Here is a 25,388-nt window from a genome sequence, read left to right on the forward strand (position 1 = left end):
CGCAGGGTCAAGGAGGCTCCGCGCCGCAGGCGTGGATGCCTTGACGCTGCCGAGCACCCGGCGATGCTGGGCAGGGGTGGGCCGGAAGGATCAGCCGCTGGATGCCTGAGTTTCGATGTGGGCGATCAGTGCCTGGAAGTGATCGACGAATTCCGGGTCGTAGTACTGCGGTTCCTCGACGGCGAACGCGATGACCTTGCGGTAACACTCGATCGCCTGGCGATGGTCCCCTTTGGCCTGATGCAGCCGGCCCAGGCACTCGTAGCCGTCGTGGACGTTGGGGAAGCGTGCCAGAACGTCGTGGGCGCCCCGTTCAGCCTCATCGAATTGCTTCGCCTCGATCAAAGCAAACACCGCATTGGCGGCATCATCCAGATCGTGGTTGCAATCCTCGCAGAGATGGGCCGAGAGGGGCGACACTGCGGCGCTTGCGGCGCTCGCGCGGGCCTCGCGGGCGGTTGCCTCATCTTGGGCCATGCAGCAGCGCTTGTATTTCTTGCCGCTGCCGCAGGGACAGAGATTATTGCGTCCGACTTTGGTCATCCCGCCAATTTCAATTCAAAGGATGGTGCCCCTTGTATCAAGCAGTGCTGGCTGATGCCAAGTTTCATGAACAGTTGCTCCTGTTTGATCGCGATATCGCGGCGACCGCCAGGGCGGCAGGATGCACGACATGCGGTGGCGTCCTTCATTCGGCGCAATTTCAGCGCAAACCGCGCGGTGGTCCCCCAGGTTTGAGTGAGGCGTTCGGCCAACGCTTCAGCTTCTGCTGCGCGATCGACGGTTGTCGCAAGCGAACCACCCCGGCATCGCTGCGCTTTCTGGGGCGTAAGGTCTATCTCGCCACAGTGGTGACGTTGATTTCGGCGATGTGCCATGGGCTCAGCGCCACCCGCCTGCGGCAATTGTCAGCCACGCTCGGGATCGATCGGCGGACGGTCGCGCGCTGGCGCGTCTGGTGGCTCTCGATATTCACCTCCGAGGCGAGCGCGTTCCGACCGGTTGCTGCGGCCGCCTTCATGCCCCCGGTCGACACCGCGACCCTGCCAGCCTCGCTGCTCAATCGTTTTCGCGGCGGCATCGAACAACAGATCATCTCCCTGCTTCGGTTGCTCGGACCGTTGACCGGCGGGGCCTCGGCGATGCGCGCTTTCTGACGGGCGTCGCCGATCCGCAGAAGATGCACGTCGCCGACGATCGGTGAGGTGCTTACCGTAAGCCCGCTGATTGGTTTGGAGGGCAGACGTGACGGAACGAGGCAGATCGCGTGTTCAGGAGCGTTGGGCGCAACTGCGGTTCTCGGTGATCGGTCACTTGTTGGCCGCACCGCCGGAGGCGGGCGCGCTGCGCGCGGCCCTGAAGCAACTGGCGGCCCGTGAATGGCGGCATCCGAGTACCGGTGAACCGGTTCGCTTTGGTGTCTCGACGATCGAGCGATGGTTCTACATCGGCCGCAATGAGCGCCAAGACCCGGTGGGCGTGCTGCGGCGCAAACGTCGCGAGGACGCCGGCCAGCAGGCGTCGATGACTGATGAGATCCGCCAGACCCTGCGGGCTCAATATCAAGCCCACAAGAGTTGGAGTATGCGGTTGCATCACGACAATCTCGTCGCCTTGGCCGAGACCCGGTCCGAACTGCGCCCGGTGCCCTCCTACGCCACGGTCCGGCGCTTCCTGATGACCCATGGCTTGACCAAGCGGTGCCCGATGACGACGCGCCAGACCGCCGGCGCGCTGGCTGCCGCAGCCAAGCTCGATGCGCGTGAGGTCCGCAGCTATGAGGCCGAGTATGTGAACGGAACTTGGCACTGGGATTGTCATTCCGGTTCGCGCAAGGTGCTGACGCCGCGAGGGGAGTGGCGAACGCCGATCCTGTTCGGTGTGCTCGATGACCGCTCGAGGTTGGCCTGCCACCTGCAATGGTATCTGTCCGAGAGCGCGGAAGTTATCGCCCACGGTCTGTCGCAGGCCATGCAGAAGCGCGGCATGCCCCGCTCGGCCATGAGTGACAACGGTGCGGCGATGACCGCAACCGAGATCACCGAAGGCCTCGCCCGGCTTGGCGTCGTTCATCAGACGACGCTGCCCTACAGCCCCTACATGAACGGCAAGCAGGAAGTCCTCTGGGGATCGGTCGAGGGTCGGCTGATGGCCATGCTCGAAGGTGTCGATGACCTCACCCTGGCGCGGCTCAACGAGGCGACCCAAGCATGGGTAGACTACGACTATAATCGCAAACACCACAGCGAGATCGACGCCACCCCCCTGGCGCGCTTCCTCGCCGGCCCCGCCGTGACACGACCATGCCCGGTTGCCGCGGCGCTGAGACTGGCGTTCACCCGCAGCGAGCAGCGGACCTTGCGCAGGAGCGATGGCACGATCGTCATCGAAGGCCGCCGGTTCGAAGTGCCGAACCAATATCGGCACCTCACCACATTGGAGGTCCGCTTCGCCGCCTGGGATCTTGCCCTGGTTCACCTCGTCGATCCGCAAACCGGCACCGTGCTCTGCCGGCTGTTCCCCCAGGACAAGGCCGCCAACGCCAACGGCCTGCGCCGCGGTTTGCAGCCTGTCAGCGTCGACCCGGTCGCGCCGCCGACCCGCGGGATCGCGCCGTTGCTGGCCGATATGATCGAGCGGCAAGCGGCAACCGGACTGCCCCCAGCCTATCTCCCCAAACACGAAGGAGACGACGCGTGAACAACAAACTGCTCGCACTGTACGGTCTCAAATGGAACCCGTTCACGCCCAACGTGCCGAACGAGGCCCTGCATGTCTCGCCTCGTCTGGAATCGTTCTGTTGGCGCGTCCAGCATCTTGCCGGCGAAGGCGGCTTCGCTCTGGTCACCGGTGCACCGGGTTCCGGCAAATCCGCCGCCTTGCGCATTCTGGCCGCGTCGCTGGCGACATTGCGCGACGTGACCGTCGGCGTGATCAGCCGGCCTCAGGCCAACATCGCCGATTTCTACCGCGAGATGGGCGAGTTGTTCGGCGTCGAGTTACGCCCGCATAATCGCTGGGGCGGGGCTAAAATCCTGCGCCAGCGCTGGCAGGCTCATATCCAGACGACCCTCTCCCGGCCGGTTCTGCTGGTCGATGAAGCGCAGGAGATGCAGCCCGCCGTGCTCGCCGAACTCCGCCTGCTCGCCTCCGCCGACCTCGACTCCCACATCCTCCTGACCATCGTCCTGGCCGGCGACGGACGGCTCGCCGAACGCCTGCGCTCCGAGGAGTTCCTTCCCCTCGCCAGCCGCATGCGTGTACGTCTGGCGATCGAACGCGCCACTCCGCAGGATCTGCAGGAGACCCTGCAGCTTGCCCTCCGCCAGGCCGGTGCCGCCACCCTGATGACCCCGGAAGTGATCGCGACGATCTGCGATCACGCCCAAGGCAATCTGCGAACCCTGATGATCATGGCGGCCGACCTGCTGGACGCCGCTGCACAGCGCGAGGCGCGTCAGATCGACGAGACGCTGTTCTTCGAAACCTTCGCCATACCCACGCCAAACACAACCAAGGCGACCGCCCGCCAACGGCGATGACCCCGCTTCCGGTCCAGCCAGCCTACCACCTCACCGACCGCCCCGAGCAGCACCGCTGGCTCGTCGAGGGACTGTGGGCCGAAGAAGCCGTCGGCATCATCGGCGGGGAACCCAAATGCTGCAAATCTTTCCTCGCCCTCGATCTGGCCGTCGCCGTCGCCGCGGGCGTCCCTTGTCTGCGCCGCTTCGCCGTGACACGCCCCGGCCGCGTCCTGCTCTACCCCGCCGAGGACGCGCTTCACATTGTCCGCCAGCGCCTCGAAAGCATCTGTGCAGCCGCCGGTACCCAACTCGCCGCACTCGATGTTCAGGTGATCACCGCACCCAGCCTGCGCCTCGATCTCGAAGACGACCGCGCGCGTCTCGCCGACACCATCGCCAGGCTGAAACCGCGGCTCCTCGTGCTCGATCCGTTCGTGCGCCTGCACCGCATCGATGAGAACGTCAGCGGCGAAGTCGCACCCCTGCTCGCCTTCCTGCGCGACATGCAGCGGCACCATGCTATCGCCGTCGCTGTCGTCCACCATGCAAAAAAAGGCGCCGGGACACTCCGCGCCGGTCAGGCCCTGCGCGGATCATCCGAGTTCCACGCCTGGGGCGATTCCAACCTCTATCTCCGCCGCGATGGCGACGATCGCATCATCCTCACCCCAGAGCATCGCGCCGCGCCCGCCATGCCCAGCATCACACTCGAACTGAACCAGCACGAGACTGCCTTGGCACTCGAACCCATTCACGCGAGCGAACCATCACCCGACAATGCCACACCAAAATCCCTCGACGATCGCATCACCGCCGCCCTCGCCGAAACCGGCCAGCCCCAGCCGTTCACCGATCTCCGCGCCCGCTGCCGCATCCGCGCCGCCACCCTCTATCAGCGCCTCACCGCGATGATCGACAACGGCTGCGTCATCAAATCCCCCGACGGATACCGCCTCACCCAAAACTGACCCCCTTCGCGCCACGTGGATCAACCGCAATTAAGGCATGGCAATCCTCAACTACCCAGCCCAACGGGCCCCGCATCACCACTGCGATACTTCCGCTTCCCGCTTCCCGGGACCCCTACAGAACACGGGAAGTGGAACCCGGAAGTCCATCAAATTTCGCGACCGGACGACCATCAAACAACGTGATCCTGCTCAGAACCCCGGTTCGATGGTCCAGCGTTTCGCGTAGAGATTGATCAGTTGGCGCGCGGTATCATCGGTGGTGCTCGCGGCCAGGCACCACGGTTCCTTCATACCTTTGTCCTGCACGCAAACCACCGTGCCGACGGTGAACCGTTCGGCGGTGACCGCGGCTGCGCGGAGTGTTCTGGCGCGTCCGGCGGCCATCACCCACTCAGCGGCTGGTCTGGCCTCACCGCTCGCCGCGGTGACCAGGATATTGCCGCGAAAGCGGATCACGTAGTCGAACTTCAACTCCTCCGTCAGCACCCGGTAGAGCTTATGATCGCCGAACCCACGATCGGCGACGATGCAGACGCGTGTCTCGGCCGGCACGATTTCCGCCAGCGCGACCAGCAGTCGGTATTCCTCTTCATTGCGCCGGTTCTTCAGATTGGCCTTATCGACCGTATGCCAGATCAGCGGCGTCGCACGGCCGTGCGAACTCAGCAGTGAGAGCATCAAGGTCGCCTGACCATCAGGGTCGAATTCGGTCCAATCCATCGCGACAACGATACGCTCACGCGCACCAATCACGAACGATACCCACCGCCGCAGCACGACGTCCAGATCAATCCCGGGGTTCGAGAGCATGCGATCGACCTGCTTGATCGCATGCTTGGTCAGTCGCCCACGTGCCAGAGCCAGCCCCTGGCCAATCGCCCCAATCGCCAGCGATGCGGTCTCGATGACCCCCAGCGTTGCTCCTGCCAGGGACAGGATCCGCTTGGCATGCAGGTCCTCCCCCAGCAAACCTTCCAGAAAGCGCTGAACATCGTCAAACGACATGGGTCTCCTCCTGGCAGCCATCCGATCCTCCAGAAACCAGACTGATTGCCGGGCAACCTTGGAATCGTGCACCGAGGAACAAGGGTAGCCAGAAAATTCGAACGAAAAGAACCTGGATCAACCGATCCCGATTCCTTCCGAAAATCCAACCCGGCCCTCTCGATTCTCTTCAAACGATAGTTGCGGAATCAATATGAGGGGATCAATGAGACCAGCAACAGCAACAGGGAAAATGCCGATACCAAAAAAATAAATGAGCGTTTCATATTGTCCCAGAATCATCTATTATGGAAAGCGGTGGGAAGTCACGGGGAACATGGCATAATCCCGGCAGCGGGGCCGGGCGACGGGTAGTCGCAGGCGCGCCGGGGATTGGTCAATGGGGATGGCGGGAGGTGCCCCATAGCTCTTTTGCTACTTTCCATAGCCGTCGCAGCAGGTCACAAGAACGCTCCCGAAACGTCACGTTGTCGATGATTGCCAGGTCGCTGAGCCGCGTGGTGCCGGAGCCCCCCGCAGCAATCCCTCCGTGCTCAAATCCTCGTCCAGATCGGGCCAATGGATGCCGTGTCCGGCTCCGGCCCGTTCCCAGTGGTTGCGTTGTTCTGGTGAGGCATTAAGCAGGCGCGGAAACCACGCAAGGGGCGCGGCGATGGTTCGTCCGTCCATCAAACCAACGACCAGCTCGTCATCGGTCACAGAAACGGTGCGAACCCGAATATCCGGGGTTTCAGTTTCGGCCGAAGAAGCCATGCCAACCCTCCAAAAGCGTCTGTTGATGATCGCGGGTCATTCGCAGGATGAGGCCGAGCTCTCGGGGTGAAAATCCGGCATTTGAAGCTATTCCCACAGGTTCAAGCCAGAGCTTCGCCGTTGCTTCGGCCCGGTCCACATGCACATGCGGTGGCTCGTTCGGTTCATGGCTGTAGAAGTAGAAGCGGTAGCCATCACGACGAAGAACTACCGGCATTCAGGCTTGGGTAATTCGTCTTCGGTACCCCACAAGAGCAACCATTTCTGTACGTCCTCATAGGGAACGGTGCGACCGGCGTCCGCCGAGGTGAGGCTGCGTTTGACGACGGCAACGAACGCCTCGGTGTCTGGCTCATCGGACATGTGGTTTGGGAGCAGGGTCATTCAGTTCATTCCTCTGGATCAGAGTGTTCGATCGCTGGGTTCTGATGTCAAGCGAAACCGCGCCCGAATGATGGTCTGCCGGCTGGTTTGATACTCGCGGGCGAGCGCGGACACGGAACTGCCCGCATCGAGCCGGGCAACAACCTGTCGTTTCTGCTCTTCGTTCAGGCTTGCCGGGCGACCGAGAGTCTTCCCCGTGCTTCGCGCGCGGCTCAATCCGGCCTGGGTACGCTCGACCAGAAGATCGCGTTCGAATTCTGCGACGGCCGCGATCACCTGCATGGTCATCCGACCCGCCGAGCTGGTCAGGTCAACCCCACCCAGGGCGAGACAGTGAACCCGGACGCCGATTGCCGCCAGCGCATCAACGGTGCTCCGAACATCCATGGCATTGCGACCGAGGCGATCGAGCTTGGTGACGACCAGAACGTCACCGGCTTCCAATCGATCGACCAGGCGCCGGAATGCCGGTCGCTGCATCGCCGGCGCGCTGCCGGAAATCGTCTCGGTAATGGTCCGGCTCGATTGGACAGCGAAGCCCGCCGCCTTCACCTCGGCGACCTGGTTCTCGGTGGTCTGGCTGGTGGTGGAGACGCGAGTGTAGAGGAATGTGCGGGCCATGATGGCATCAACTCGTCCGAAAGGGATGCCCAATAATCACCTATGTGCTGAACCACGTCAACCCTATATTTTGGTCACGCATTTTCGTAGTGTCCGGAAACGTTCTATTTCGGTCATAGTTTCTGAAACATGCCATCCTTTGGTTTGCCACGGGCCGGCCGGTGTTCCGAAAGTCTTGGGTTTCAATAACCAGAAAAGGAATAAGGCCCAAAGCACCGTATGCGACACAAGAAGCTCCGCTGCAAAGAAGGGGCGAGGCAAAGAATGCTTTTTACTGCTTATGCGATGCCAGGAACCAACAGATGGTTGATATGCTGAGCCCAATTTTTTGACATGGTCTCAAGGCTTAGCTCTGCACGCACCGATGATGCGCAGCCAGGCAAACCATTGCGCAGCGCCTCTCGTACTAAACGACGAAACGTCGCTGGTTCATCGGCAATATAAACACCACGGTTTAGCGCATCCCTAACTATAGGACCATAACCGTCGATAGCATGCCGAGTGGAGATAACAGGGAGACCGCTAGCGATCGCATCTGCAGTCTTTAATTTCGAGCCAGCACCAAATTCGACCGGCACGATGACACAGTGCGCCGCTGAGAAAAACTCGCTTTTCTCACTTTCATTAAGATATCCTATGATGCGAGTGCGTTTCTCGTTGATACTAATGAAATTTTGAAATCGCTCATCCTCTTGTACCGCACTGCCAAGCGCGCCAGCAATCCAAATCTGCTCATTTTGTGCAAGAAAACCAAGTCCCTCCGGAAATATGCTAAAGAAGCCTTCCACGTTGGGCCAATAGGCACTACCCATCAATGCTGCATAACGACACGCCGTCGCATTAGTTTCCGCCGTAAAACGGGAGAATGGACGTACGCTTATTCTTGATGACGCTAAATCCGAGACCGCCGGAAGATAAATTACATGCCGGCCGCTGGTGCGTTCAATTTCGTCCGCCTCGACATCGGAGATCGAAAGTACCAAATCGGCTGTTCGAGCTCTCAGGACTCCCCTCATTCCTATATCGTACCGAAGGTTCCATTGAAAACTGACTGTTGAGCGAGGTTTTGGGCGAAGTTTTCGATCAATGGATTGAGCAACCTGATGTCTGGAAAATAGGGCGAGCGGGGGTCAGGCATCCTGGTAGTCCCACTTGATGTAGCCCTTGGTGTCGGCGGCCCATTTTTCATCGATTTCGACGAGGACGGCGCTGACGAGGCGTTCGAGGGAGGCTTCGTTGGGGAAGACCCTGATTTTGGTGGTGCGGCGTTTGAGTTCCTGCTGGATGCCGCGTTCCATGGGGTTGGAAGTGCGAAGCCGGCGCTGGTGGGGTTCTGGCAGTGTGAAGACGGTGAGGCCTTCGGGGATATTTCGTTCGAGCCAATCGGCGAGCTTTGGTGCGGTGTCGCGATAGGCATTGACGAGGGTTGTGAGAGCGATCTGGGCAGCGGCGAGGGAATTTGCGTTCCAGACGGTCCGGAGTTCTGCGCCGATGCGTTTGCGGATGGCGTGGTTGGGGGCGTGGTGGATGGCGTTTTGGGCGAGGTGGAACTGGCATCGTTGCCAGTGTGCGGCGCCGAAGACGGCGCGGCGTGCGGCGTGCAATCCGGCATGGTCATCGGAGACGATGAATTCGACGCCTCGCAGGCCACGCTGATGGAGGCTTTCGAGGAAGGCACGCCAATGGACTTCGGCCTCGGAAAGGGCGACCGAGACGCCGAGGACACGGCGGCGTTCATCGGGTCCGATGCCGATGGCCGAGAGCACGGCGGCATCGCGGACGACGCCATTATCGCGCATTTTTTCATATCTGGCGTCGAGGATGAGGTAGCGGATCTCGGCGAGGGGTCGGGTGCGCCAGGCGGCGAGTTCGTCATCGAGCAGCTTGCTGGCGCGGCTGACCTGAGCGGAGGAGAGGCTTTCGATGCCGAATTCGCGCATGACGGCCTCGACGTCGCGGGTGGAGACGCCTTTGATGTACATTTCGGCGACGGCGACCATGACGGCGCGGACCGAGCGTCGGCCGCGTTCGAGGGACTGTGGGTAGAAGGGTTCGCCCACGTGACCGGCGGTTTTGGGGACATCGACGGTGATCGACCCGGCCGGGGTATCGATCCGCTTGGGCTTGTAGCCATTGGCGTAACCCTGACGATCGGGGTTGCGCTCGTAGTGACTGGCGTGGAGGAAGCGTTCGCGCTCGATCTGCATGGCGAGTTCGAAGGTCCTGGCAAATACCGTGGCGATATCGCCTGCGCCGTTTTCGATCAGATGTTCCAAAAGTGCCTCGATAATCGTATCCTTTTTGGCGTCCATTCATCGGTCTCCATGTTGGTGTGAACAACTGCATGGAATACCAGAATGAACAGCCCTTGCCGGGGCATGCCCCGGCAAGGGCACCAACTCCCAACCCAAAATGAATTTCCAGACGTCAGGTTACACCACCGATCAATGGGCGGAGGCGATGCTCTGGCATATTGGGGATGAGTTCGTAGAGCATGCATCCTTGCCGGAAGAGTGAGTGGGTCCGCCGCTTTGAGGTATTGGATTTGAGGTGCCTGTCGTAGCCGAGAGCTTCTCCGGTGGCACCGAGCAGAGTGAGCAGGGCGACAGCGAAGGCATTGAGCAGCCACAGGCGATCGCGCCGCTCCGGGGTGCTGACGTGGAGGGCGCCCATCCCCATGCCGAAGCGCAAATTTTTGGTGTCGCGGAACCCCGGTTCGATGGTCCAGCGTTTCGCGTAGAGATTGATCAGTTGGCGCGCGGTATCATCGGTGGTGCTCGCGGCCAGGCACCACGGTTCCTTCATACCTTTGTCCTGCACGCAAACCACCGTGCCGACGGTGAACCGTTCGGCGGTGACCGCGGCTGCGCGGAGTGTTCTGGCGCGTCCGGCGGCCATCACCCACTCAGCGGCTGGTCTGGCCTCACCGCTCGCCGCGGTGACCAGGATATTGCCGCGAAAGCGGATCACGTAGTCGAACTTCAACTCCTCCGTCAGCACCCGGTAGAGCTTATGATCGCCGAACCCACGATCGGCGACGATGCAGACGCGTGTCTCGGCCGGCACGATTTCCGCCAGCGCGACCAGCAGTCGGTATTCCTCTTCATTGCGCCGGTTCTTCAGATTGGCCTTATCGACCGTATGCCAGATCAGCGGCGTCGCACGGCCGTGCGAACTCAGCAGTGAGAGCATCAAGGTCGCCTGACCATCAGGGTCGAATTCGGTCCAATCCATCGCGACAACGATACGCTCACGCGCACCAATCACGAACGATACCCACCGCCGCAGCACGACGTCCAGATCAATCCCGGGGTTCGAGAGCATGCGATCGACCTGCTTGATCGCATGCTTGGTCAGTCGCCCACGTGCCAGAGCCAGCCCCTGGCCAATCGCCCCAATCGCCAGCGATGCGGTCTCGATGACCCCCAGCGTTGCTCCTGCCAGGGACAGGATCCGCTTGGCATGCAGGTCCTCCCCCAGCAAACCTTCCAGAAAGCGCTGAACATCGTCAAACGACATGGGTCTCCTCCTGGCAGCCATCCGATCCTCCAGAAACCAGACTGATTGCCGGGCAACCTTGGAATCGTGCACCGAGGAACAAGGGTAGCCAGAAAATTCGAACGAAAAGAACCTGGATCAACCGATCCCGATTCCTTCCGAAAATCCAACCCGGCCCTCTCGATTCTCTTCAAACGATAGTTGCGGAATCAATATGAGGGGATCAATGAGGCTGCCCCCCTCAACCGGGGTCGCCGGCTTACTGACAAGATTATCTTATTGTTCCACGAATCCTGTGATCAAGGCCAATACGATGTCGCTAAGCAATTGCTTGCCATTGCCGACGAACTCTTGAAAAAACCATATAAGAAACTGGAAGAACCTAATCGTCGAAAATCGATCGAGAGCCTGGTAGCGGCCTATGAACGCTTATGGCATCTGATCCATTGAAGACAACTTAAGCGTGAACATCCGGTCTGACTTTCGGTCCCCACACTTTTGAGAGTTTTGGGATCTGGTTTTACCGTAGGAGTTTCGTCCTCTCCGCGCACACGCCCCAAAAATCCGGCGCGATTCTGTTAATCAAATTTCATTAGCAAAGCCACCAACACCCTCACAGTCGGGTTCTGTATCGAAGCGCTTCGTGAGGCGCTAGTTGTAGCTGCGCGACTTTATCCGCAGGCATGCGCGATTTCATCGGCCATTTCTGCTCAAATTATCTGATCGCAGACCGCTTGCCGTGCGCAGATTAGGTGCATCCATGCCCAAATTAACTGATCGGTGCGCGACATCAACCGCCCATGCGCAAAAATCGTGACACAACATTAGCCGTTTGATCTCATTGAGATTTCCTGATTTAGTCGATCACGTCGGTCGGATCTGGAATGGGTATGAGAGCCATCTGGTTTGTCTCGAAAGGTTCTATACGTCCGAGCTATGATGCCTCAGAACGATGAAAACGATCCTATTGGGGCGGAAAAACTGTCTCAGCCGACCGTACCGCTGGGGTAGACTTGAACGGGGCAGCCTGGGATCACGAATTATGAACATGACCCTCTGATGTCGTGCACCGATCAGTTAATTTGCGCATGGAGGCACTTAATCTGCGCACGGCAAACGGTCTGCGATCACTTAATTTAAGCAGAAATCACCGATGAAATCGCGCATGGCTGCGGATAAAGTCGCGCAGCTACAATTATAGAGCAAACCGTGAGTGTAGGGTCGAACTCGATCGTCGTGTAACCCGGCCAATTACGCGACGGTGGCAAGCCCATGTTTGGCAACGAGTGAGAGCAGTTTGAGAGATGCGCCTTGCGGATGCTTCTCGCCCCGTTCCCACTGACTGATGAGACCGGTGGTGACATTGAGATAGCGCGCGAATACGGCCTGGCTCGCCCCCTCACGTTCCCGCAAGCTCCGGATTTCCTCGGGGGCGAGTGGGCGCACCGGCGTCAGGCACGCTTCATCAAACTTCCGCATCGTCTGCTTATCCATGAGGCCGGCCGCGTGCAGCCCCTCGGCTGTTTCGTGGATCGAGGCCATCACCGGGCTACGATACTGCTTCGTCATTGCACATCACCTCCATTAGGGTGCCGTTTGCTATCGCCCTTGCCAGGGCATCATCGTCGTAGTTCATCATTTCGACCGCGAGCATCTTGAACGCGGCGAGTTCGTCATCCCGAATGTTGTCCTGTTCGTTCTTGGCAAAGCCGTGAACAAAAAACGCCTTCTCTCGCACGCGGAACAGGACGATCGTACGAAAGCCTCCCGATTTGCCGCCGCCTTGCCGGGCGATCCGCTGTTTGACGACACCACCGCCCAGGTCGGCATCGACCAGGCCCCGGGAAACGTCGGAAATCGCCGCGCAAAGAACCATATCCGTAATCCGGGCTTTTCGGGCAAACCTCACGAACGCCTTGTTTTTGAATACGCGCATCGCCCCGCCTGCCCTTAACCCAGAATCGCAGTAGAACAATTTATAGCACCAGGTATTATAGAAAACAATGAGCCTCTACCGGCTGGCCCCCTTGGAAAGGCGACAGGACGGTGAACGGATCACCTGAACGATTCACCCCGCGAAGCGGAGAATCGCAGGGCCGAGCGATAGCCCCCGGCCATGATCAGAAACCGGCGGAGACGAATCCAATATTCGAGAACCGTTTGGTCCAGATTACCGAATAGGTGGTCTCCGCCGCGCCAGACTGCGTACCATCTCTGTGCGCCCCCGTTCGCACTCACGTCAGGCGCCATCTCTGGGGCCGAAATAGCAAGCCGGCCGGTCTTGAATTGACCGGCCGAGCATCAAATTTCCGTCGCCGATCCTTGAGGCCAGGTCACTCAAGTGTCAGGCGGCTTTCTTCTTTCGCAAGGCGGCGGCTGCTGGTGAGGGAGGGGCTTCAGGGACGGGTTTGGTACCGAGGCCGATTTTCTTGGCGAGGGCCGACCGCGTCGCGGCATAGGCTGGTGCGACCATCGGATATTCAGCTGGGAGTTGCCAACGCTCGCGATACTGTTCTGGCGTCATGTTAAAAGATGACTTGAGGTGGCGCCGAAGCATTTTCAGTTTTTTGCCATCTTCAAGACAGATGATATAGTCGTTGAAGACTGATTTTTTGGGATTGACCGCGGGTTCTGGCGGTACTTGGGCTTCGGTTTCTTGCGTTTCAACACCGCCCAGGCTTTGATATACGTCATGTATGAGGGTTGGCAGCATGTCGGCGGGCACAGAGTTATGCGAGACATGGGCAACAACAATTTGAGTTGTCAGTTGCAGCAGCAGTTGGTTTTCGGTCATATCAACCATAAGCAGTCTTTCTAAAAAGATGAATAAACAATTCGATAGGATAATTGTATTCATAAAAAAATCAAGTGTGAGAGCCGCCGATCTCCCATTCTACCCCAATATCGGCTATGCCTAGAAGGGTGGAATCGGAGTTAAATTCCTACTGATTCATAAATTCTGCGTAGCGACACAATTTTATTGGATTATTGAAAGCTATAAATAAAGAGGAAACTCTTTCCCACAGTGGCTGCCCGGTTCTGTGTTGTTTCGTCCGTAAACCTGGCCGATTGATTTTTGCAGTAAATTATTGCCGGAGTTAATAGGCGCGGTCTTTCCGGGAAGCCAGTTTATCGGCTGCGAGACTGACACATCTTTCAAACACGCTGAGCGCGTCAAATGGCTCGTCCTGGCCCAACTCAGGAAGAGTGATCATAACTCCGCCGCCTTCGAGCACGGCACCGGCAATCATCAAATTATCGGGAAGATCAAACCCTTCGACCGCTATGCCACACATCGGATCGGGTATGACGCTGGTCTGGTCCTGGCTGCGCTGATCGAACAAGCGCGCGGAATTCGAGTATCCGAAGATCGGTTTATCTCGCCCGAGGAACCAGCCGATTTCGACGAGTGTGCCGGCATCGGCGGAAGCCCCCCGAAACGGCGTCAGATTGGCGATGATGATATCGCTGGCCTCCATCATCTCGATGTCTTTGTGGAAAATATCGGTCCACTTGATATCAGCGCCCTGGCCAGATGCGGGCTCGGCATCCTGATTGAGGGGCGCGAGACCGGTGATGCCGTATTTCGCGCAGATCTCGATCTTGCAGCGTGCATGCTCGACCGCGTTCGGCATAAACACGTCGGGTCCTGCAAGATAGGCTTTGATCACCAGGTCACTCCTTGCTCAGGTGGACAGCTGCTTGAGATCCATCATGATCAAAGCTCTTGCAGCCAGGGCGCGCATTGATTTGGCCAAGGTCACCGATCGACCGCCGCCCGTCGGCAACGATTTGCGTATGATGGGCGGTGTCTGTCGGTGACGTGGCGGTATTCATACCCGCGTTATAGCCCAAGGAGGATGAATCAGAACCGGCATGCGCACCTGATCGGCAATCGCATCAGACTGGCGGTTTTCGTTGAGGCACCGGCGCGATCCAGAAGACCATTTGGCAAGCCTTACGACCATGCTGCTGATAGGAGACATTGATGCCGTGGCATTCTTTCATCACGGACACAATCGGATTGTACCTCATCAGCATGTTCCAATCGGTGACGGCCTTGGGTCCCTGGGTGTCTGCGATCGCACCGAGCAGGGCATTTCCATCCCTGAGCGACGCCGCTATGCGCGTGCGGTCCCAGTGATAGCCATAGGCGAGCCCACCGATCCCTGCGAGCACCATGAGTCCGGCCGCGCAGACGATCGACATGACCCAGGCCGCGCGTGCCTGTGCGTGCATCTGGGTTTTGACCTCTTTGGCGATCGACTGGATGATGGATTGGCCCATTTTCGCGTGAGCGGCATTGATCTCATCCTGGGCAAGCTTGGAGACAATGGTGCCTGTGATTTTCAGGTCGTCCTGGACCTGCTTGATACTGAGGAGCCTTGCATCGAGTCTGTCGATCCGCTGGCCGGCGATCTGGCGTTCGCTGAAGTGGACGGCGCGTAGGGCGGTCAGATGGGTCGTAAAGGCGCGGAACAGTTTTTCCGCCGGATCTCCGGCGATGCCGCCGAGATCGGCGGCGCGGATGAATTCATCCTGGGCGGTTCGGATGATCCGGTCGAAATCCTGGCCTTGATCCGGCTGACCGGCGATCACGGTATCCATGACGCTACCCCGCTGAACCGGTGGGTCATCAGCTCGAGCCACATGCGGATCCGGGCATGATCGAAGATGCCGAGCGGGAGCTCGATGCGGCCTTCCATGGCCTCGTAGAACCGGCATTGGCGGCTTTCGATCGCGTCGGCTGCGAACAGGCGGGGCATCCAGAGCTGGACACTGTTGCGAGCGATGCTCTGGAAGCCCGGCGTATCGATCAGGCGTGCGAAAGCGTGGCGGCGGGTCTGGCCGGTCTGGATGCTGACCTCGTTGAGAACCAGGGCCTGGGCGGCAGGCATGAACCCCCGCGAGGTGAGGGTCATGGCGGGGGTGAGGTCTTCGGGTTGGGTACCGAGCAGATAGAACATCACCGGCGCGATGCCGGCGGCTTCGAGAGTGGCGGCGAGATCGGGCATTTCGGTGGCGAGGGCGCGCAGGGTGGTATCACCCCCGCCCAGATCGATGATGGCGGATTGTTTCGTGATCACGCAATGTTCGAGGAGTTCCTGGAGCCAGGTGGTGACGCCGGCGGCATTGTCGGTATCGGGGCGGGCGACGTCGTTGAAATAGCCGGAGAACGAGGCGTTGGAGGGGTCGATATCGGCGAGGAGGACCGAGTGGCCGGCGCGGAGTGAGGTTTCGGTCAGCCAGCGCAGCAGGGTGGTTTTGCCGGTCTTGCCGCGTCCGGCCGCGAAGATGATTTTTGGTTTGTCCGAGAGATCGATTCCGGTTTCGATCGGGGGTTCGGGTTCCTTCTGGGGCATCAGTGCCGTGACATCCTGGGCGCGGGCCGGGAGAGGGGAAGCGGCGGCACGGTTGAATTTGACCGGACTGCCCATGGCGGGTTGCGCGGCGGGTAATTTGGCGTCGGCCATAGGCGTTTATCCTTTCATTCGGATGATCCAAACAGGCGTTGACGAAGAGCGGCGCGTTCGGCCTCTTCCTCCGGGGTCGGGAGCGAAACAGGTTGCAGGGGTTTGAGGCTGACGGGTTTGAATTTGGCGGGAGCGGCGGGTGATGGTGTCGTCCCCGAGACCGGGGCGGTGTTCATACTCGGGCGTCCGGTCGCAGCACCTTGCTCGACCGACTGTGATGTTCTGGGCAATGGAGGCAGGGCGCGTTGGCGGGCGATGACGGCGCGGGCGCGTTTCCAGCACTGGCGGACGGCTTCGGGTTTGAGGGGTTCGCCTTTGCCATTGAGAAAGCCGTGATCGGCGATGTAGCTGCAGAAGCGGGTCCAGTTGACGCGTCGTCGGGCGAAGAGGGCGATGAGATCGTCGTGGTGATCCATCATCCAGACGATGAGGGGGGCGCGAGCACCGGGCGCCTGATGCATGGCGGCGTCGAGTTCGGCGAGATCGATGGTCGGGGTGTGATGAGACTGGTTCAGCATGGGGATGGGATCATAGGCAAAATCCGGCGGTCCTTTTCATGAAATCTCCGATCATCCGGTGGCCGCACGGTTCAAATATTGGTGATGGTTCGGCTATTGGACGGCTCTGGAACGATGGGGGTCTGGCTCCGATCTCGTTCTAAATCGGCTCGATACCCGGTGGTTGACCGGCTCAAAAACGGCTCGGATAGTCGGTAGAGGTAGTCACAGACCATTGCACCCATGGTGCTTGTTTCAGATAGTGATAACCGGATAGGATGGTGGCAGGCAAGGAGAATTGCATGGCCCGGCCGACGGCCCCTGCTGCGAGTTCGATGGAGGCGCGACTGGACCAGATCACGCAGGTCCTGCGGCTGATGCTGGAGACGCAGCAGACCCATACGGAGATGCTGGCGCAGGTGATCGAGGCGGCGACCCCGACGGGGGAGAGTTCGCTGGAGGCCTCGATGCGGTCGGTGGCGGTGGCGCTACGGGATCAGACGAATGCCCTTGTCCGTGTCCAGGAGAAGCTGGGCGGTTTGGGCGTCGAGATCGAGGCCGGGGTGGTGCGCGGGATGAACGTGGCGTTGGGGATCGACCCCGATGCGCCAGCCACCGGATCGGGCGGGTCGCGCTGATGCTGACGTTCCGGGCCGGAGCGGCGTTATCGACGGGATCGGCGACCAAGATGGCCGATCACCTGATGACCCAGACCCTGCCGGCGACGGCGCAGGATTTGGCGCTTTATTATCAGCGCGGAATGACTTATCAGGACGGTATGTGGCAGCCCGGTGGGGCCATCATCGCGCGAGCGGATAGCCAAGCTGTTACGGCAGCGGGCATCCAGCGCGATGGTTCTGCCGACGTCGGTGCTGGTGTTGCTGAGGCAGGGCCGGTACCGGCGTCGGACGATCCGCGGGCGGGCGACGTGGTGCGTCCGGGGATGATCCCCGAGCCGCGCCGGGACATGGATCCGCGTCTGGCGGACCTTCTGGCGATCGACCTGACCCGTCCAGTGACCCGCGATGAGATTGCGCATCTGCTGGCCGGGCAGCGGGCCGATGGTGCGCGGATCACCGGCAAGCAGTATCAACGCGGCACCGAAGCGCTGGCCGACGTGTTCGGGCTCGATCCGATGCGGGTGCCGACACGGGCGGAACTGGCGAACATCCTTGCGGGACAGCGTGCCGATGGCACACCCCTGCCGGTGGATCCCGCGATGCCGGCCGCCGCGCCCACGGCGATGCCGGTGAAGCAGATCGCGGTGACCGAGGCGCTCGATGCGGCGGGTGTGCGGTATCAGAAGCGGGGTAATCGGGTGCGGCTTCAGGCCAGTTGGCGGGGTGGCGAGGGCTGGACCGTCTCGGTGAATGCCAGCACCGGGGCGTGGAAGGATTTTGCGACCGGGGATGTCGGCGGGTTCGCGTCCTTGCGCCAGCATTTGAGTCTGGGGGCGGCGCGCGAGATCGGCACGATCGATCCCGAGGTTGCGGCAGCTCAGGCCATCAAACAGGACGAAGCCCGCCAGGCGACGGCGCGGCGGGTGTGGCGGGACGCGACGGATGGTGCCGGGGGAATGGTCGCGCCGGTGTTCAAGGGCAGTGCCGGGGTCAAGAGCCGCAAGCGGGCGGAATGGCGGGCGCAGGTCGAGGCCACGGAGGTGTGGCGGGCGATCGGGCGGCGGTATTTCGAGCGGCGGGGATTGGATGCGGATTGGCTGCTGCCCCAGGTCAAATTCGCATCTCTTCATGGGAAATACGATGCGACCGAGATCGCTGCGGGTGCCGCGGTGGCGATGGTGACGCCGATGTATGGGCTGGATGAGGCGGGCCGGATCAGACTGACCGGGGTGCAGCGGACCTATCTGAATGAGGCGGGCGAAAAATCAGGCCGCAAGATGTTGGGACAGGCGGGCAGCTGGTGGCTCGCCCCCCCGGCTGCGTCCGGTCAGGCGGCCCTGCCGATCGCGGGTCATGCCCGGATGATGCTGGTGGGGGAAGGGTTCGAGACGGTGGCCAGCGTGGTGCAGGCGACCGGTCATGCCGGGGTGGTGGGCTATAATGCCGGCGGGGTGGTGGCGTGGGCCGGCAAGTATCGGGGCAGCGAGCCGATCGGGTTTCTGGTGGATCGCGACCATCCGAAGATTTATGGCGGGCGTCAGGTCGGTCTGGCGGGACAACGCGCGGCGGCTGCGGCGATCGAGGTGATCCGCGCGGCGGGCAATGAGGCGGTGTATCTGCTGCCACCGGCGTCGGTGGCCGGTGGCCGGAAAGGGGCGGACTGGGCGGATGCGCTGACCGAGGGCACGGCCGAGACCCTGAGAGCGACACTCACCCAGGCCGCCGCGAGCAGCGAGGCGGATCTGGCTCTGGTCCCGCAGACACTGGCTGCCGGCTCCGCGCCCGCCCCCGGTGCCGGAACCGCCACCGCCACCGCTCCTGAAACGGGTGTGCCCAATGATCCTCAGGCACCGCTGCATCGCGATCTGATCCGCTTCCTGAAATCCATGGGCGTCGAGGACCCAAGGGCGCTGGATGCCACCGCGCGCGAGAACATCCTGGCCGGGCGTCTCGCCAATGGCGATGAGCAGACGGCGCGGGAGTGGCAGCGCGCGATCACCAGATCCCGCACGCCGATCGGTTATGTCGATTACACGTTCTCCGCTGATAAGTCGGTCTCGCTGGCGTGGGCGTTCGCGCCGACCGAGGCGGAGCGCAATCTGATCGCGCAGGCGCATCGCGATGCGGTGCATGCGGCGATGCAGGTGGTAGCGGAGACGGTGGGTCAGGCCCGGATGGGCAAGGGCGGGCGGGATGGCGCGGAGAAAGGCGCGATCGGCTGGATCACCTTCGATCACTATACGGCCCGCCCGACGCTGGAGATCGCCCGGCCCGGTCCGGATGGCCGGATGGAGACCGAGCTGGTCACGATGAAAGTCGCCGGCGATCCGCAGCTGCACACCCATGTCGCGGTCCCGAACGTGGTGCTGACGCCGGGAGGCCGGGTGGGCTCGCTGGATATGCTCCAGATGCATGATCGCATTCATGAGTGGGGGGCGCTGTATCAGGCTTATCTGGCGCAGAACCTGCGGGCGCTGGGGGCTGCGGTCACCCTTGATGAGACGCTGGGATCGGCGCGGCTGACCGCGGTGCCGGATGCGGTGCGGACCGCGTTCAGCAAGCGGACCCGTGATGCGCTGGCCGATGCCAGATCCTATGCGAAGGAGACCGGGGCTAACTGGGACCGGATGTCGCCGGATGAGCGGATCATGCTGCTGAAGGGGGGCGCTTTTGCGAGCCGTAGCGCCAAGGCGGATGATCTGAGCGATTTTACCGGCTGGCAGCGTCAGGCGGAGCGGCTGGGCTATCAGCATAAGAGTGTGCTCGATCCGTTGAACCCCAAGGCGGAATTGAGCGCGGAACAGCGGATCGATGTGGCGTATCGGGCGGGGGCGCGGATCCTCGGCCGGCAGTTTGAACATCGGGCGGTGCTGGGGGAAGCCGATGCACGGGTGGCGGCGGCCCGGTGTCTGATCGCATCGGGTCTGAGCGGTGCGGCGGATATCGACAGGGTGCGCGCGGCATTCAACGAACGCGGGGTGACGGATACCTGGAGCGAGGTCAGCGGGGGTCTGTTCGCGATCAGGCCGCAGACCGCGCTGATCGAGGTGGCGTTGGTGAGCGATGATCCGGCGGTCGAAGGGGCCACGATGACCGAGACGCGGCTGACCACTCAGGCGCAACTCGATCAGGAACAGCGCGTGATCGAACTCGCGCGCAAACACGCCGGGTATGCCCGGGGTTTGCTGACGCCGCCCGCGATCCAGCGCGGCATTGCGGCGACCGATCTCGATCTGACCGGGGCGCATGGTCAGGCGCAGCGGCGGGTCATCGATCATCTTGGCATGGGCGGGCGGTTCGCGGTGGCGATTGGTGCCGCCGGTTCAGGCAAGACGACGCTGCTCAAGCCGCTGGTCGCGGCCTGGCACGAGCAGGGGGCGGATATTCACGGGATCAGTCTCGGCTGGCGTCAGGCGCGCGACCTGCGTGAGTCCGGGCTGCGCATCGCCGATCCGATCCGGCGCCGCAATCCGGTTCCGCCGAAGGCATGGGGGGAGGTTTCGGGGCAGGCGGCGATCCCGCGTCATCTGCGGGACGGATCGTCGAACAGCCATCGCGACAGCGTGGCGGCGGTGAGCGTGTTCATCAACCGGGTGAAGTCGGGGCGTCTGGTGCTGAGCCATGGCAGCGTGGTGGTGATCGACGAGCTGGGCACGATCGGTACCAGGCAGCTGGCTGAGCTGCTCACGCTGCAGGATCAGTATCAGTTCCGGATGGTGGCGATCGGGGATCCGAAGCAATGCCAGTCGATCGAGGCGGGTTCGGTGATCCGGCTTCTGGAAACGGCCTTGGGCAAGATCCCCTCGATCGAGACGACGGTGCGCCAGACCAACCCGCGCGCCCGCGAGATCGCGGGCCTGCTGCGGGCGGGCAAGGGAGCGGAAGCCCTTGCGATGAAATATCAGGACAAGACCGCGGAAATCGTGCCGGGCGGGGTCAGCGAGATCGTCGAGCGCGCGGCCGCGCTCTGGCATGAGCGGCGGCAGGCGAATGCCGACCGGCCGCGCTACAGTATAAGTATCAGTACGCCGACCAATGAGGATGCGCGGGCGATCGGGATGGCGATCCGGGCGCGGTTGCAGGCATCGGGGGAACTGGGGCGAGATGAGACTGTCCTTACGGCGACCGATCCGAACAGCCACGCCGATTACGACCTGCCGCTTGCCATTGGAGATCGGGTGCGTCTGTTCGCCCGCACCCAGGCCAGCCTGACCGGGGGCCAGTCCGGGGCCATCGGTGACAATGGTTCGATCCTCGAGGTCCGGGCGATCCAGCGGGACGGTCTGATCCTCCGCAATGACAAAGGCAGCGAGGGGTTGGTGGCCTGGGAGGCGTTGACCGATCAGCGATCGGGCCGGGTCCGCCTGACCTATGGCTATGCGATGACCACCAACACGGCGCAGGGGGCCACCACCACCGAGCATATCTTTGTCACGCCGGCGGGTTCGCGGATGACCGATGGGTTCAAGAGCTATGTCTCGGGATCGCGCCACCGCGAGCGGGATTACTGGCTGACCTCGGAAGGGGCGGAGCGGCAGGAGATCGTCGGTCGGCGGCCGCTGGGGGATCCGCGGCCGATCCACGAGCACGACATCTGGGCGAACTGGGGCCGCAATATCATGCGCCGGCCGGAGATCCTGAATGCGACGGATATCGTCGCGCAGGCCGATCGGGTTCGGCGCGGCACCGCGCGGTCGTTCATGACGGGCAAGGAGTTGCACGAGACCACGGCGCAGACCACCGACCGACGGGAGGAATTGCAGCGCAAATTCCAGCATACCAACATCAGGGCGGCTTCACCCGAGATCAATACGATGAATCGTGACTTTGCGGATCATCAGCTTCAGACGCAGGGGACGATCGAGCGGCTGACTGCGGCCCGGGATGTTGTGCGGCGGGCGGTGGCCGATCGCATCAGCCGGGCGCGACCGTTGCTGGACCGGGCACGCGGGGTGGCGCGGGAGCGGATCGATGCGATCATGCGGCGTCATGAGGCCGAGCGCGCGGCGCGGATCGCGCAGGAACGCCAGCGGCAGGAAGCGGCGGCCAAGGCATCCCGGCTGGTGCTCAAGCTGGTGCCGGAACAAAAACCGGACGACTTTCCTGCCCCACGTCCGCGACGGGGACCGAGGATGGGAATGTAAAGGCAACAAGCGCCGAATGCGCCGAGATCCCAGACTTGTAGATCGATATCATATACGATATCACTCGTAATGATTGTTGCTGATGCCAATGTCCTGTTGAGTGCGCTCCGGTCCCGCAATGGGGCGTCTCATGCGGTGCTTCGCGGGATGTTGCTTGGTGACGTTCCATTCGCAATCTCGCCGGCTATTGTTCTGGAGTACGAGAGCGTGGTGAAGGGGCCTGGAATTCTTGGGCCCGTAACGTGGATAGCACTCGAGGAAATCGATATCATCCTCGACGCATTATGTGCCTGCGCCAAGTTGGTCGAACCGTGGTTCGGGTTTCGGCCATTTCTCGATGATGCCAAGGATGATGCGTACATCGATTGCGCGTTGGCAGCTGGAGCAACGGTCATCTTATCCCGCGACCGACATTTCAGGCATCCGGCGGTTGCGGCGTTTGGTTTGAGGGTGATGTCAGCCGGCGATTACCTGCATGAGCGGCGATCGGCGTCATCGACTGAAAGGAGACCATCATGAGTGGTTTTGCATTGCGCGTTCCGGACCATATCCTTGATCAAGCCAAGGCTGCGGCGGCCGAGGAGCAGGTGTCGATCAACCAGCTTCTCGTGGCGTTGATTGCTGAGGGTTTGGGTCATCGGCGCGGGTTGCGCGATCTGCGGCAGCGTGCCAGTCGCGCAGATGTCGCCAAGGCGCTCAAGATTCTGGATCGCGCCCCGGATGTTGCACCGGATCATGACGATGCGGTTGTAACTGATTAGTCTATCCACATGAATTAATAGACAAATCCTGTTCCAGTTTATCTGTCGTAAGCACGCTAATGATTAATTTCATGAAGGAAATATACCATTCAGGGCGATACAGTAGTTCATGACAAGGAATGGCATCCGGTTCTCATGGGGTTGATTCCCACCGGTAGAGCCTAACGGATTCATTGAGACACCAGGCGTGCCGTTTCCGTAGACGGATATGGCTGCGTTCCCGGTTTCGCCACTGGTGGCGCTATCGAGAATCACCGTGGTTCCGGGGGTATTTGTGGCTCCGGTCACACCACTCACTTGGGCGTTGATCGCATGGCTATGCGCCGGCACACTCTGCGGTTGTCAGAGTGTGCGTTGCTTCGCTGAGCGCGGTTCCGAGCGGGTTCATGCGGCCAGTTGATGTTCCGCGGGATCCGCGTGGACCGAATTGGGCCATTAACGAAACACGTCCTGTGCGCCTCTCTTTAACGAGCGCGTTCTAGCCCATGTGACGACGGCGTACTGCTAGGCCGAGGCCAACCAGGGCAGTGCCAAGGAGAGCCAGTGAACCCGGCTCAGGAACGGGGACGCTTCCACCTGCCGTTGGAGTCAGCGGCAGCGAAACAAGGTTGTAGTGTTTTTTTGTTCCAACCCAGTTGATTTTGAAGTCAGGGACATATCCGGCAAAGGTGCCGGAAGAGAGTGTCAGACCAAAGGTATAGCTGAGCATGGAGTCAGCCGAGAGTGCCGGACCTGCTGGGGTCGTATTTGCCGAAAAACAAAGGAAATTACCCTTGCCGTCACACCCATTGGCGTTTAGGCCGCCAGACTGATAGGTGAATCCCGACGGCGAGGTGGCAGCTGAGAAATTCGTGGGTTGTGTGAAGGCAAGCGACTGCACACCATAGCGTCCGCCTTCGGTATCCTTTGACCCATTAATACCTGAAATGCCAAGGGTAAACTGATCTATAAGCGGATTACTGGTCGCAGCTTCAGTGAGCGTATAAGTTATTCCATTATCAATTAAACTAGCCTGAGCCGCCGCTGTTGTCAGTACAAGTGCAGCACTGGCAACCAGAAGTTTACGCAGCATTTGGTGATCCTCCGAGTGTGATAAGCCAGTGAAGCCATAACCCCGCGCAGATAGGATACGCACCAAATGGTTTCGACTTGTTGCGCTACCTATCGAGACACGCCACAGCACATCGACGATGCTCCAGAGTGTGCCAAAACTTGTACTAATCGTGTCTAAAAACAGTTAATCATCGTTTCGTATTCAAGTCAATGGAAGAGTCGAGGACGGGCGCGTAGCTGTAGTCTTCATCAATCGTGTGGCGCTGGCGTATAAATATATTTAAGGTTGTATGATTCTAACGTTTATGATTGGTATTTTTTGACGCAACCTTGGATTATCCAAAATTTTTCCTATTTTAGAATAGAAGTTTTGGAAGCCGTCACCAACGCAAGCAATACAAAAGTTGCGTCCACAGTTAGACAAATGCAACCTCCGGTCTATTCATACACCCACGTACTGTTTCGGGTGCCTCCCCTCGCAGGGCTGTTCAACCCTCTGAACTGACGATTTACTGACTCCCGATATGCAACAATACGTCCGACAGTGAGACGGCGAGTATTTTGTGGATTCCCACAGCGATCGATCTGGGATTCGCAGGGCAGCAACCGATTCGGAGGTTGCCATGGCCACGTTCACCCCGTTGCTCGACATCCTGACTGATGTCCCTGACCCACGCCGCGCGGAGGGCAAAATCTACAAGCTGCCCTTCGTGCTTCTGTTTTCGATTTTTGCGATCGTGAGTGGTAGCGATTTCTATCGCGGGATCGTCACCTTCATCGTACCCATCCGGTGAGGACCGCGGTCTGATTGCCGGTCGGCGTTCGCGCATCTCCGGTATGGATTAATCAGGCGACCTGTGCGGCTGAGCTCTGACTTTGTGGCGCGATCCAGTTCCAGGGCATCAATTCCTCGATCCGGTGTACCGGATGATTGGCGATGCGCGCGAGGATATCAGCGAGCCATGCCTGCGGATCGACGTCGTTCAACTTTGCCGTTTATGCCGTCCGCCGAACTATGCCGAATGGTTTTATTTTTGCCCTAAATGGCGATGACCTGGACTTGATGGGTTCGGCATAGTTTGT

26 protein-coding genes and 1 pseudogene are annotated in these 25,388 nt (G+C 60.6%); 9 read left to right on the forward strand and 18 right to left on the reverse strand.

Annotated features, from left to right (window positions below; translation table 11 throughout):
• Positions 1-90: 90 nt before the first annotated feature.
• Positions 91-543, reverse strand: a complete 453-nt coding sequence (locus tag SIL87_RS01935; RefSeq protein WP_029314279.1) for an SEC-C metal-binding domain-containing protein — start codon at positions 541-543, stop codon at positions 91-93.
• A gap of 191 nt (positions 544-734) precedes the next feature.
• Between SIL87_RS01935 and SIL87_RS01940 the strand changes: the two genes are divergently transcribed.
• The 4 genes from SIL87_RS01940 (at position 735) to SIL87_RS01955 (ending at position 4,492) form a co-directional block, all read left to right on the forward strand.
• Positions 735-1,157 (forward strand): hypothetical protein, encoded by a 423-nt coding sequence (locus SIL87_RS01940; RefSeq protein WP_319612599.1) that lies wholly within the window; start codon positions 735-737, stop codon positions 1,155-1,157.
• A gap of 88 nt (positions 1,158-1,245) precedes the next feature.
• The gene (locus tag SIL87_RS01945) at positions 1,246-2,700 is read left to right on the forward strand and encodes a DDE-type integrase/transposase/recombinase (protein ID WP_319612600.1); all 1,455 of its coding nucleotides are present in this window, start codon (positions 1,246-1,248) and stop codon (positions 2,698-2,700) included.
• The gene (locus SIL87_RS01950) at positions 2,697-3,542 is read left to right on the forward strand and encodes an ExeA family protein (protein ID WP_319612601.1); all 846 of its coding nucleotides are present in this window, start codon (positions 2,697-2,699) and stop codon (positions 3,540-3,542) included. The genes SIL87_RS01945 and SIL87_RS01950 overlap by 4 nt, the downstream gene beginning before the upstream one ends.
• A complete protein-coding gene (locus SIL87_RS01955; protein WP_319612602.1) occupies positions 3,539-4,492 on the forward strand; it encodes an AAA family ATPase in 954 nt (317 codons plus the stop codon). Before SIL87_RS01950 ends, SIL87_RS01955 begins: the two co-directional genes overlap by 4 nt.
• 192 nt (positions 4,493-4,684) lie before the next feature.
• Here SIL87_RS01955 and SIL87_RS01960 read toward each other — a convergent pair whose 3' ends face one another.
• The 15 genes from SIL87_RS01960 to SIL87_RS02030 form a co-directional block, all read right to left on the reverse strand.
• On the reverse strand, positions 4,685-5,500 hold the full coding sequence (locus SIL87_RS01960) for an IS4 family transposase (protein ID WP_319612603.1): 816 nt from the start codon (positions 5,498-5,500) through the stop codon (positions 4,685-4,687).
• A 462-nt stretch (positions 5,501-5,962) separates the two neighbouring features.
• Positions 5,963-6,253, reverse strand: coding sequence for a DUF2442 domain-containing protein (locus tag SIL87_RS01965; RefSeq protein WP_319612604.1), 291 nt, complete (start codon positions 6,251-6,253; stop codon positions 5,963-5,965).
• The gene (locus SIL87_RS01970; RefSeq protein ID WP_319612605.1) at positions 6,231-6,470 is read right to left on the reverse strand and encodes a DUF4160 domain-containing protein; all 240 of its coding nucleotides are present in this window, start codon (positions 6,468-6,470) and stop codon (positions 6,231-6,233) included. The genes SIL87_RS01965 and SIL87_RS01970 overlap by 23 nt, the downstream gene beginning before the upstream one ends.
• On the reverse strand, positions 6,461-6,637 hold the full coding sequence (locus SIL87_RS01975) for a CopG family transcriptional regulator (protein WP_319612606.1): 177 nt from the start codon (positions 6,635-6,637) through the stop codon (positions 6,461-6,463). The genes SIL87_RS01970 and SIL87_RS01975 overlap by 10 nt, the downstream gene beginning before the upstream one ends.
• 18 nt (positions 6,638-6,655) lie before the next feature.
• The gene (locus SIL87_RS01980) at positions 6,656-7,258 is read right to left on the reverse strand and encodes a recombinase family protein (RefSeq protein ID WP_319612607.1); all 603 of its coding nucleotides are present in this window, start codon (positions 7,256-7,258) and stop codon (positions 6,656-6,658) included.
• 278 nt (positions 7,259-7,536) lie between these two features.
• Complete coding sequence (locus SIL87_RS01985; RefSeq protein WP_319612608.1) at positions 7,537-8,274, reverse strand: glycosyltransferase; 738 nt, start codon at positions 8,272-8,274, stop codon at positions 7,537-7,539.
• Positions 8,275-8,388: 114 nt separating this feature from the next.
• Complete coding sequence (locus SIL87_RS01990) at positions 8,389-9,570, reverse strand: IS256 family transposase (protein WP_319612316.1); 1,182 nt, start codon at positions 9,568-9,570, stop codon at positions 8,389-8,391.
• A 115-nt stretch (positions 9,571-9,685) separates the two neighbouring features.
• Entirely contained in the window at positions 9,686-10,777 is a 1,092-nt protein-coding gene (locus SIL87_RS01995; RefSeq protein WP_319612609.1) for an IS4 family transposase, read from the reverse strand.
• 1,230 nt (positions 10,778-12,007) lie between these two features.
• Positions 12,008-12,325 (reverse strand): helix-turn-helix domain-containing protein, encoded by a 318-nt coding sequence (locus SIL87_RS02000; RefSeq protein ID WP_319612610.1) that lies wholly within the window; start codon positions 12,323-12,325, stop codon positions 12,008-12,010.
• Positions 12,306-12,692, reverse strand: coding sequence for a type II toxin-antitoxin system RelE/ParE family toxin (locus SIL87_RS02005; protein WP_319612611.1), 387 nt, complete (start codon positions 12,690-12,692; stop codon positions 12,306-12,308). The genes SIL87_RS02000 and SIL87_RS02005 overlap by 20 nt, the downstream gene beginning before the upstream one ends.
• A 408-nt stretch (positions 12,693-13,100) precedes the next feature.
• A complete protein-coding gene (locus tag SIL87_RS02010) occupies positions 13,101-13,559 on the reverse strand; it encodes a MucR family transcriptional regulator (protein ID WP_319612645.1) in 459 nt (152 codons plus the stop codon).
• A 295-nt stretch (positions 13,560-13,854) separates the two neighbouring features.
• Complete coding sequence (locus SIL87_RS02015; protein WP_319612612.1) at positions 13,855-14,427, reverse strand: nucleoside 2-deoxyribosyltransferase; 573 nt, start codon at positions 14,425-14,427, stop codon at positions 13,855-13,857.
• Positions 14,428-14,656: 229 nt separating this feature from the next.
• Positions 14,657-15,364 (reverse strand): hypothetical protein, encoded by a 708-nt coding sequence (locus SIL87_RS02020; RefSeq protein ID WP_319612613.1) that lies wholly within the window; start codon positions 15,362-15,364, stop codon positions 14,657-14,659.
• The gene (locus tag SIL87_RS02025) at positions 15,352-16,230 is read right to left on the reverse strand and encodes a DEAD/DEAH box helicase family protein (RefSeq protein WP_319612614.1); all 879 of its coding nucleotides are present in this window, start codon (positions 16,228-16,230) and stop codon (positions 15,352-15,354) included. The genes SIL87_RS02020 and SIL87_RS02025 overlap by 13 nt, the downstream gene beginning before the upstream one ends.
• 14 nt (positions 16,231-16,244) lie before the next feature.
• A complete protein-coding gene (locus tag SIL87_RS02030; protein ID WP_319612615.1) occupies positions 16,245-16,748 on the reverse strand; it encodes a hypothetical protein in 504 nt (167 codons plus the stop codon).
• Between the two features lie 281 nt (positions 16,749-17,029).
• Here SIL87_RS02030 and SIL87_RS02035 point away from each other — a divergent pair, with 281 nt between their 5' ends.
• The 4 genes from SIL87_RS02035 to SIL87_RS02050 all read left to right on the forward strand — a co-directional run bounded on the left by SIL87_RS02035 (position 17,030) and on the right by SIL87_RS02050 (position 23,252).
• The gene (locus tag SIL87_RS02035) at positions 17,030-17,365 is read left to right on the forward strand and encodes a hypothetical protein (protein WP_319612616.1); all 336 of its coding nucleotides are present in this window, start codon (positions 17,030-17,032) and stop codon (positions 17,363-17,365) included.
• Entirely contained in the window at positions 17,365-22,491 is a 5,127-nt protein-coding gene (gene mobF, locus SIL87_RS02040) for a MobF family relaxase (RefSeq protein WP_319612617.1), read from the forward strand. The genes SIL87_RS02035 and mobF overlap by 1 nt, the downstream gene beginning before the upstream one ends.
• 69 nt (positions 22,492-22,560) lie before the next feature.
• Positions 22,561-23,010 carry a PIN domain-containing protein gene (locus SIL87_RS02045; protein ID WP_319612618.1) on the forward strand — a complete coding sequence of 150 codons (450 nt, stop codon included), beginning with the start codon at positions 22,561-22,563 and terminating at the stop codon, positions 23,008-23,010.
• On the forward strand, positions 23,007-23,252 hold the full coding sequence (locus SIL87_RS02050; protein ID WP_319612619.1) for a toxin-antitoxin system HicB family antitoxin: 246 nt from the start codon (positions 23,007-23,009) through the stop codon (positions 23,250-23,252). The genes SIL87_RS02045 and SIL87_RS02050 overlap by 4 nt, the downstream gene beginning before the upstream one ends.
• Positions 23,253-23,730: 478 nt before the next feature.
• On the opposite strand, the gene SIL87_RS02055 is transcribed toward SIL87_RS02050, so the two are convergent.
• Positions 23,731-24,324 (reverse strand): PEP-CTERM sorting domain-containing protein, encoded by a 594-nt coding sequence (locus SIL87_RS02055; protein ID WP_319612620.1) that lies wholly within the window; start codon positions 24,322-24,324, stop codon positions 23,731-23,733.
• A gap of 604 nt (positions 24,325-24,928) precedes the next feature.
• Between SIL87_RS02055 and SIL87_RS02060 the strand changes: the two genes are divergently transcribed.
• Positions 24,929-25,099, forward strand: a complete 171-nt coding sequence (locus SIL87_RS02060) for a transposase family protein (protein WP_319612621.1) — start codon at positions 24,929-24,931, stop codon at positions 25,097-25,099.
• Between the two features lie 52 nt (positions 25,100-25,151).
• Here the strand turns inward: SIL87_RS02060 and SIL87_RS02065 are convergent.
• Positions 25,152-25,301, reverse strand: a pseudogene (locus SIL87_RS02065) (transposase domain-containing protein); the annotation flags it as partial.
• Positions 25,302-25,388 lie beyond the last annotated feature (87 nt).

Source organism: Acidiphilium acidophilum, from assembly GCF_033842475.1.
In the GTDB taxonomy this organism is placed as follows: Bacteria; Pseudomonadota; Alphaproteobacteria; order Acetobacterales; family Acetobacteraceae; genus Acidiphilium; species Acidiphilium acidophilum.